Origin of the sequence: uncultured Stenotrophomonas sp. (assembly GCF_963519125.1) — a bacterium.
In the GTDB taxonomy this organism is placed as follows: domain Bacteria; phylum Pseudomonadota; class Gammaproteobacteria; order Xanthomonadales; family Xanthomonadaceae; genus Stenotrophomonas.
This window is the reverse complement of sequence record NZ_CAUQLJ010000020.1, coordinates 59,069-65,940: the sequence shown is the minus strand read 5'-3', so window position 1 is coordinate 65,940 and position 6,872 is coordinate 59,069. Positions and strand designations below refer to the sequence as shown.

The 6,872-nt window shown below is 68.2% G+C and carries 5 protein-coding genes; 1 reads left to right on the top strand and 4 read right to left on the bottom strand.

All coding sequences use genetic code 11. The annotated features are described in order from the left end of the window. Window positions 1-211 precede the first annotated feature (211 nt). Window positions 212-1,528: an NCS2 family permease gene (locus RYM47_RS15870; RefSeq protein ID WP_315389069.1), complete on the top strand. Its 1,317-nt coding sequence runs from the start codon at window positions 212-214 to the stop codon at window positions 1,526-1,528. A gap of 129 nt (window positions 1,529-1,657) precedes the next feature. On the opposite strand, the gene pncB is transcribed toward RYM47_RS15870, so the two are convergent. The 4 genes from pncB to gspD form a co-directional block, all read right to left on the bottom strand. Continuing rightward, window positions 1,658-2,833, bottom strand: a complete 1,176-nt coding sequence (gene pncB / locus RYM47_RS15865; protein ID WP_315389067.1) for a nicotinate phosphoribosyltransferase — start codon at window positions 2,831-2,833, stop codon at window positions 1,658-1,660. Window positions 2,834-2,901: 68 nt separating this feature from the next. Next, entirely contained in the window at window positions 2,902-3,741 is an 840-nt protein-coding gene (locus RYM47_RS15860) for a glycosyltransferase family 2 protein (protein ID WP_315389065.1), read from the bottom strand. Next, a complete protein-coding gene (locus tag RYM47_RS15855) occupies window positions 3,738-4,595 on the bottom strand; it encodes a glycosyltransferase (protein WP_315389064.1) in 858 nt (285 codons plus the stop codon). The genes RYM47_RS15860 and RYM47_RS15855 overlap by 4 nt, the downstream gene beginning before the upstream one ends. Before the next feature lie 72 nt (window positions 4,596-4,667). Further along, on the bottom strand, window positions 4,668-6,869 hold the full coding sequence (gene gspD, locus RYM47_RS15850) for a type II secretion system secretin GspD (protein WP_315389062.1): 2,202 nt from the start codon (window positions 6,867-6,869) through the stop codon (window positions 4,668-4,670). Between the last annotated feature and the right edge of the window lie 3 nt (window positions 6,870-6,872).

The window sequence follows — 6,872 nt, the reverse complement described above, 5'->3', positions numbered from 1 at the left end:
ACCCCCCGGCTCTTTGGGGGGTGGGGGGTGTTGTTTTTGGGGGCCTTGGGGGGGAGGGTTGGCGGGGTCTTTCACAAAATGGACTTTTTCCGGGCGCCCCCCCCCCCCCCCCCCCCGCCGGCCCAAACCAGTGAAGCCACCAGACAAGGGCTGTTGCTGTTGCTATTGCTGTTGCTGTTGCTCTGATTCGCCCTTCAATGGATCCCCCACCATGAAACTGTTTGAACGCCTGTTCCAGCTCGAACACCACGGCACCACCGTGCGTACTGAACTGCTGGCCGGGCTGACCACGTTCCTGACGATGTCCTACATCGTCTTCGTCAACCCCGACATTCTCTCCACGACCGGCATGGACCCGGGCGCCGTGTTCGTGGCGACCTGCCTGGCCGCCGCACTCGGCTCGCTGGTGATGGCCTTCGCCGCCAACTTCCCGGTCGGCATGGCGCCCGGCATGGGCTTGAATGCGTTCTTCGCCTTTACCGTGGTCGGCGCCGCCGGCCTGCCCTGGCAGCAGGCGCTCGCCGCCGTCTTCATCTCCGGCCTCGTGTTCCTCGCGCTGTCATTGACCGGCGTGCGCGCCTGGCTCGTGGCCGGCATTCCCGCCTCGCTGCGCGCCTCCATCGTTGCCGGCATCGGCCTGTTCCTTGCCATCATCGCCCTGCAGAAATCGGGCGTCATCGTCGCCAACCCCGACACCCTGGTCGCGCTCGGCCCGCTCAACACCGCCCCGCCGCTGCTCGCCCTCGCCGGCTTCCTGCTGATTTCGATCCTTGAAGCACGCCGCATCAAAGGCGCCATCCTGATCGGCATCCTCGCCGTCACCGGCGCCGCCTGGCTGCTCGGCAACGTCCAGTACCACGGCATCGTCTCCCTGCCGCCCAGCCTCGCACCCACCTTCCTCCAGCTCGACCTGCCCGGCCTGCTCCACCACGACGGCGGCGCCCCGCTCGCCGTCCTCCTGCAGGTCGTGCTCGTGTTCGTACTGGTCGAAGTATTCGACGCCACCGGCACCCTGTACGGCGTCGTCGGCCGCGCCGGCCTGCTCAAGCTGCCTGGCGCGCAGAAGCGGTTTGGTCGCGCCCTGCTGGCTGACAGCACCGCCATCGTCGCCGGCTCGCTTCTCGGCACCAGCAGCACGACTGCATTTGCCGAGAGCGCCTCCGGCGTCCAGGCCGGCGGACGGACCGGGCTGACCGCATTGGTGGTGGCGGCCCTGTTTCTGGCCGCCCTGTTGTTCTCACCGCTTGCCGGCATGGTGCCCGGCTATGCCACCGCGCCCGCGCTGCTGTTCGTGGCCGGGCTGATGTTGCGTGAGCTGGTCGATGTGGAGTGGAACGATTTGACCGAATCCGTGCCTGCCGCACTGTGCGCGCTGGCGATGCCGTTTACCTATTCGATTGCGAACGGGTTGGCATTCGGGTTCATTGCGTACGCCGCGCTGAAGGCCGGTACCGGCCGTTGGCGTGAGGTGCATCCGGCAGTTTGGTTGGTGGCCGGGTTGTTCGTGGCGCGGTACGCGCTCGAGTAGAGCGGCTTCGGCCGGGGTCATGCGTTACCGTGCCGATGGGCGGGGTCGGCGGTTGTTTGGGAACCAACCCTACCAAAGCATTGCATACACGCCCGGTAGTGCCGGCCGTTGGCCGGCAGAACGCGTCCGTTATTCCGGCGGCAACTCGAATACCTGGCGCAGGTACGCCAGGTAGCCCGGATCGTCGCACATGCTCTTGCCCGGCGAATCGCTGAGCTTGGCCACCGGCTGGCCGTTGCAGCGGACCATCTTGATCACGATGTTCAGCGGCGTCGGGCCCAGATCGTTGGTCAGGTGCGTGCCCACCCCGAATGCCACCTGGCAGCGGCCACGGAAATAGTCGAACAGCCGCATCACTTTCTCGATGTTGAGACCATCGCTGAACACCAGCACCTTGCTGCGCGGGTCCACGCGGCGCTCCCTGAAGTGCGCCAGCATCCGGTCGCCCCAGCTGAAGGGATCGCCCGAGTCGTGTCGTACCCCGTCGAACAGCTTGCAGAAATACATGTCGAAGTCGCGCAGGAAGGCCTCCAGCCCGACCACGTCCGACAGCGCGATGCCCAGGTCGCCCCGATACTCGCGCGCCCACGACTCCAGCGCCGCCACCTGCGAATCGCGCAGCCGCGGCCCCAGCGCCTGGAACGCCTGCAGGTACTCGTGCGCCATGGTGCCGTGCGGGGTCATGCCGTACAGCCGCGCGAAATGCACGTTGCTGGTGCCCACGAACTGCTCACCGAGCGCCTCGCGCATCATCGGCAGCATGCGCGCATGCCAGTCGCGCGAATAGCGGCGGCGACTGCCGTAGTCGGCGATGCGGCACAACTCGAAGCCCGGCGTGTCGCGCAGCAGCGCGGTCTTGGCCTGCAGCCGCCGCTCCCCCTCGGCGAAATCCGGGGTGCTGGTGTTGCGGAACCAGACCTCGTTGATGATCGCCAGCAGCGGCACTTCAAACAGGATCGTGTGCAGCCACGGCCCGGTGATGTCCAGCTCGATCTCGCCCGGCACGGTCTGCGACGGACGCAGGTTGATGTACTTGCGGTCCAGGTGGAACAGCCCGAGGAAGTCGGCGAAGTCGGGCTTCACGAAGCGCAGCCCACGCATGTAATCGAGCTCTTCGGCGCTGAAGCGCAGCGTGCACAGATGATCGATCTCGGCGTTGATCTGATCGATGTACGCAGCGAGGTCGATGCCGGGCGTGCGGCACTTGAACCGGTACTGCACCTGCGCGCCGGGGTGCTGGTGCAGCACCGCCTGCATCATGGTGAACTTGTAGAGGTCGGTGTCGAGCAGCGATTGGATGATCATGCCCGGAGTATGCGCCCCGCCAGATGTACCCACCACCCACGGTAGCCCCGGCCGTTGGCCGGACCACATCAGCGGGAAGTGCGCAGCAACCTCGGCACCTGCGCCACGGCGTGGGCCCAGATCGCGCCCCATACCGCGACTTGCACCAGCAGGGTGCGGCGCGGCGCCTCGAACTTGCGGAAGTAGCGCCACAGGCCCCGGTGCTTGTGCCATTCCACGAAGAACGGCCGCGACCGGCTGGACACCCCGCGCACGTGCACCACCTGCAGATCGTTGGCGATCGCCACCACCGCACCCGCCTCGCGCGCGCGCCGGCACAGGTCCAGGTCCTCGGCATGCAACCGATAGCCCGCATCCCAGCCACCGATGCGCTCGAACAGTGCGCGCGGCATCAGCAGCAGCGCGCCGGACAGCGCCGGCACCACCTGCAGCGCCTGCGCCGGGTCGGCCGGAATCGCCAGGCGTGCGCCCTGCCCCGGGTGGCGCAGCATCGCCGCAAAGTCCGGGTCGCGACGGCGCACCGCCGCATCCGGCTGGCCCTGCTCGTCGACCTGCTCCGCGCCCAGCACGCAGTCGCCCAGCGCCTCGCCGCGCGCGCGGAGCAACGCCAACGTATCCGGGCCGACCATGAGATCAGGATTGATGAAGGCCAGCCACGGCGCGTGGCTGTCGGCCACGCCCTGGTTGTTGGCCGCCGCGAAGCCCGGGTTGTCCGGGTTGGCGATGAAGCGCACGCGCGGATCCGCGCTGGCGTGGCGCTGCACGATGTCCAGCGTGCCGTCGTCGGAATTGTTGTCCACCACCCGGATCTCGGCGACCTCGGCGGCGGCGCGCAACCGCCCCAGGCAGGCGTCCAGGGTGCTGGCGCTCTGGTAGCTGACGATCACCACGGCAATGCAGGAATTCAAACGGACGACTCCGGGGGTGGGGCGGGCGATGCGAACAGATCGCCCTGGGATCGCGGCATTATCGCCTGCTGGTGCAGCCGCTGCAGGTCCTGGCGCAGCTGCAGCAGCGGGTCGGCCATCAGGAACCCGGCCAGGCGCGGCTGCCACGCCGGCCAGCGCGTGCCCAGCGCTTCCATGTCGCCATCCTGCGCCTGCGCCTCGCCCTCGCGGGCGACGAAGGCGTTTTCGCACAGTGCATTGCGCCACCCCAGCCCGGCCATGCGCAGGCTCAGGTCGATCAGCGCCGCGTTCCAGGACGCATAACTGTGCATGTCCAGGCCGCCGGCCTTGCGCCGCGCGTTGGCCCGCAGCAGCACCGCATGGGTCACCGCCGAGGGCAGTTCCGGATGCAGGCTGGGCAGCGCCGCACAGGCCTGGGCCAGCGCCTCCAGGGTGTCCGGTACCGGATCGATCTCGCCCAGCCGCGGCCACGCTGCGGTCTCGCCGGCGTTGCACCACGGCGTGGCCGAGCCGATCGAGGCGTCGCGGGCGAAGCAGGCGTCCAGCTGCTGCAGCCAGCCCGGCGCGGGGATCGCGTCCGGCGCCAGCACCACCACGTCGCTGCCTTCGCAGGCGCGCAGCATTTCGTCCAGGTGGGCCACCTCGCCGATCGGGCGCGCGCGACGTGTGTACTCCGCGCCGAGCGGCGTGTGCGCGAGCCAGTGCTCGATCACCGCCTGTGCGCGGGGCCCGGCCTGGCCATCATCGGCCAGCCATACCGGCGTTCCGGGCGGACTGCCCGCGTCCAGCGCGGCCAGGCAGCGGTCCAGGGCGCTGTCATCGACCGCGATCGGCAGCAACACGATCGTCCCCATCCCTTCCCCTCTGCGCGGCGGCGTGCCCGCAGCGTAGCAGGCGCGGCCGCCGAGGTGGCGGCCGCCGCAGGTTCAGCGCTTCGGCCGGGCCGGGAACGGCTCCATCGCGCGGAAGCGGTTGCTGTACTCATCGGTCAGGTTCCGCGACTCCTGCGCGTTGCGCACGATTGTCGGGGTCAGCAGCACGATCACTTCCGAACGCCCACTGACCTGGGTTTTCTTGCCGAACAGCGCACCCAGCACCGGGATCCGGCTCAGGCCCGGCACGCCGTCGGCACCGGTTTCGTCGTTGTTGGTGATCAGGCCGGCCAGCATGATGGTGTCGCCGCTCTGCACCGCCGCTTCGGTGGATATCTTGCGGGTGTTGATCGGCGGGTTGCAGGTGGTGCGGGTGGGATCGCAACCGCTGGGAATCGCACCGGCCGAACTGACTTCCTGCACGATGTCCAGGAACACCACGCCGTCGCGGGTAATGCGCGGGCGCACCTTGAGGATCACGCCGGTGTCCAGGTACTGCACCTGGCTGTAGGTGTTGTCGCCGCCGACGCCGGTGTTGACCGACACCGAGTTGATCGGGATCTGGGTGCCCACGTTGAGGGTAGCTTCGGCGTTGTTGCGCACGAAGATCGACGGGGTCTGCAGCAGGCGCAGGTTGCTGACCTTGTCCAGCGCGGTCACCACCGCCGCCGCGTTCTTGCCCAGGAAGGTCCAGCCCAGCCCGGTATCGCCGACACGGCCGGAGATGCTGCCCCAGATCGAGCGGCCGAGTGCGCTGGGAAGATCGATGCCGCTCTCGGTCTTGCCGGTCTGCACAGCCTGCTCGAAGAACCAGTTCACGCCGTAGCTGAGGTCGCCGGTCAGCGCTACCTCGGCCACCTGCGCTTCGATATGCACCTGCATCGGCATCACGTCGAGCTTTTCGATCACCTCGCGGATCGAGCGCCAGGCCTGCGGGGTGGAGCGCACCAGCAGCGTGTTGGTTTCCTCTACCGCGGAAACGCCGACCGAATCGCCCTGCACGTCCAGGTTGAAGCTGGCGTTGCCGGACTGGCGCTGCGGCAGGCTCATGGTGCCGTCGCCCATGCCGCCGGTGCGGTTGGTGCCGCCGGTGCTGGCGTTGCTGCCGTTAAGGCTGGAGCCGCCGGTCCCATCGTTGCTGCTTAGGTTCTGGATGTTCGCGCCCGGCGCGAGCGAGGTGTCGAAGCTCCGCCCCCCGCGTCCATTCTCGCTGGCGAAGGCTTCGGCCAGGCGTTCGGCCAGGTCCTTGGCCTTGATGTAGCGCAGCTCGTAGGAGAACAGCCGCGCGCTGCCGCCGGCGGTGTCGATGCGTTCCAGCCACTGCTGGATCTGGTCCAGGTAGCGCGCCTGCGGGGTGATCACCAGCACCGCATTGGCGTTTTCCAGCGGCAGGAAGCGGAACATGCCGGCGCTGGGGGTCTTGCTCTCTTCACCGAACACTTTTTCCAGGTCGGCGGCGACCTGCTCGGCCTTGCCGGTCTGGATCGGGAACACGCCGACCGACATGCCCGACAGCCAGTCCACGTCGAAGATCTCGACCGTGCGCAGGTAGTTTTCAAGCTCGGCGCGGGTACCGCCGAGGGTGATCACGTTGCGGCCGCCGTCGACATTGACGATGGCGTTGGGCCGCGCGTACGGCTCCAGCACCTTCTTCATTTCGGTGGCCGAGATGTACTGCAGCGGCACCACGCGTACTTCAAAGCCCCGTGCGTTCGCGGCCGGTGCAGTGCTCGGTGCCACGGTGCCGGCCAGCGCCTGGTCGGCGGCGACGATGTTGTAGCGGCCGCCGCTGTAGACCATGCGCGCGTTGTTCCAGCCCAGCACCATTTCCAGCAGGTTCAGTGCCTGCGCCGAAGACACCGGCTTCGGCGTGGCCAGGGTTACGGTGCCCTGCACGCCGGGGGCGATCACGTAGTTCTGGCCGAGCATGTCGCCCAGGATCGCCTTGACCACCGCATGCACCGACTCGCCTTCGAAGTTGAAGGTGGCGGTGCCGGTGCTGGCCTGCGACAACGCCGGCGACGGTGCCGCCGCCGCGCTGCGGTTGATCATGGTGCCGCTGCCGCGGCGGATTACCGGCTGCGGGGCGCCCTCGCCCAGTGGCTGCGCGTCCACGCCGTCATGCGAGCCGTCGCCGGCCACGACCTGGTGCTTGCCGGTAAGGACCGCATTGCGCTGCACTTCGGGGGCGGGCACGGAAGCGCAGCCTGCAAGCAAGGCCACGGCGAACGACAGGGAGAAAAGACGCAATGTCATGCT